The following is a 2,350-nucleotide window of genomic DNA, read 5'->3' on the forward strand; positions in this document are numbered from 1 at the left end:
GTGTAGTAGTGCTCCTTGATGTGGTCCATGTTCACCGTCTCGGCGACGCCCGGCGTCCGGTAGAGGTCGCGCAGGTACGGCCAGAGGTTGTCGTACTGGTGAACGAACTTCCGGTTACACATGAAGTGGGTGTGGTACACCTGATCGAAGCGGACCAGGGTGGTGAACATACAGATGTCCGCCTCGGTGAGGGAGTCGCCGACGAGGTAGCGCTGGTCCGCCAGGTGGTCGTCGTAGCGGTCGAGCGCGCCGAACAGGTCGTCGATCGCCTCGTCGTAGGCCTCTTGGGAGGTCGCGAACCCGGCGCGGTAGACGCCGTTGTTGATCGGCTCGTAGATGTCGGTGATGACCTCGTCGACGTCCGCGACGGTCGCGTCGTCCTCGTCACCGGGGAGCAGCGAGACGCCGTTGCCGAGGTCCGCGAACGCGGTCGAGAGGATCCGGAGGATCTCGCGCGACTCGTTGTTGACGATGGTCTCCTCCTCGGTGTCCCACAGCACGGGGACGGTCACGCGGCAGGTGGCGTCGGGGTCGGCCTCGACGTACAGCTCGCGGAGGTAGTCGCTGCCGTGGAGCCGGTCGGGGGTACAGCCGTCCTTCTCCGGGCTGAACTGCCAGCCGTCCTCGCCGCGCCACGGGTCGACGACGCTCACGCCGATGGCGTCCTCGAGGCCCAACAGGGAGCGGGCGAGGAGGGTGCGGTGCGCCCACGGGCAGGCGTACGAGACGTACAGGTGGTATCGGCCGGCCTCCGCCTGGAAGCGCTCGTCCGGCTCGGCGTCGACGTGGTCGGGCACGTCGCTGCCCGCCACCCAGTTCCGGAAGGTGGTCTCGCCGCGCTGGAAGGCGCCCTCCTCGTCGGTCGCCTCGTAGGTGTCCGTGCGCCACTCGCCGTTCACGAGCTGATTCATGTCCGTACCGTGGGGTTCGACCCCTATAACGTGGGCGGGGACACGCGTGTCACCCGCCGAACGCGGCATACGATGTCGGATTTTGGTTTTGTTGTTTATAAATAACTGACAGGGCATCGACTGTGACTGCCTCCGAGAGTTCAGCTTCTCATATATAAGTGGTTGAACGCGAGGCGCCGACAAACACCGTCAAAGCTCCAGCCGCTCGCTTACGAACAGTCGATAACGGATTGACGGTGAACAACTCCAAATCCCCAGTCGCTCGCTTAAAAACGGCTGATTACGGATCAGTGGCGAACGCCTCCAAAGCCCCAGCCGCGAGGGCGGCGCACACTCGTTGCGCTCCTCAGTCGCTCGCTTCGCTCGCTCCCTGCGGTGCTTACGTCGTCTGCGCCGCCCTCGCGGCTGCCCCTTTGGGTCCCACCCGACCGCGACCGCACTACCGGAAGACGTTCCTGCTCGCTTCGCTGCGCGGGCTGCGACTTCCGTACTCCCGCTCGCTCCCTCCGGTCGCTCGCGGGACAGCACCTCACGCCTCCCCAACCTCGTCGGCGGCCCTCCGCGTTACTCCGGGCCGCCGACTCCCTCGCGGGCGGCTCGCGCCCTGCGGGCGCTCGCCGGTGCACCACCGCATCGACTTATAAACGAACGCTGCCGTCCCGGTGGCTTTTCGTCGTCGCTCGCGTGTCCCGAGGCATGATCGAGGAAGTCGAGGCCACGCCGTCGGTCGCGGTCGTCGGCGGCGGCGCGGTCGGCGTCACCGCGGCGCACGACCTCGCGGCCCGCGGCGCCGACGTGACGCTGTTCGAGCGCGGCGAGCTGGCGGCCGAGAGCTCCGGGCGCGCGGCGGGGCTGCTCTACGACGCCTACGCCGAGGACGTCGACGCCGCGGTCGGCGCCCGCGCCGTGGAGCGGTTCCGTGCGCTCGATCGAACGCTGCCCGGCTTCTCGTTTTCTCCCTGCCCGTACGTCATCGCGGTCCGCGAGGGCGACCCCGACGCCGACGCCGTCCCGGCGATGGTCGAGCGCATGCGCGAACACGGCCGCGAGGTCTCCGTCGTCGACCCCGAGGCGCTCTGCGAGCGCTTCCCCGCCCTCGTGACCGACGACCCCGCCGTCGCGGCGGTCGCCGAGGGCGCCGGCTGGACCGACCCGCCGAGCTACGTCCGCGCGCTCGGCGAGCGGGCGGTCCGGGAGGGCGTCGCGGTCGAGACCCAAGCCGCGGTCGCGCTCGGCCCGCGGACCGACGCGGGACGGGCGGTTCGGGTCCGCGACGCCGGAGCCGACGAGGGCTCGGCGACCGAGGCGCGCGAGTTCGACGCGGTCGTCGTCGCCGCCGGCGCGCCCACGCGGTCGCTGCTCGCGGACGCCGGCGTCTCGGTCCCGGTCGTCCCCTACCCCGTTCAGGCGCTCGTCGATCCCGGCCCCTCCGCCGGCCC

General features: G+C 69.9%; 2 protein-coding genes. One reads left to right on the forward strand and one right to left on the reverse strand.

The genetic code is table 11. The features are described from left to right. Positions 1-911, reverse strand: a 911-nt coding sequence (locus B9G38_RS16125; RefSeq protein WP_086221054.1) for a glutathione S-transferase family protein, incomplete at its 3' end; no start/stop codon positions are given. A gap of 696 nt (positions 912-1,607) precedes the next feature. Here B9G38_RS16125 and B9G38_RS16130 point away from each other — a divergent pair. Continuing rightward, positions 1,608-2,350: FAD-binding oxidoreductase (locus B9G38_RS16130; protein ID WP_143415553.1), on the forward strand; the 743-nt coding region annotated here is incomplete at its 3' end.

It is taken from the genome of Halorubrum sp. SD612, assembly GCF_002135005.1.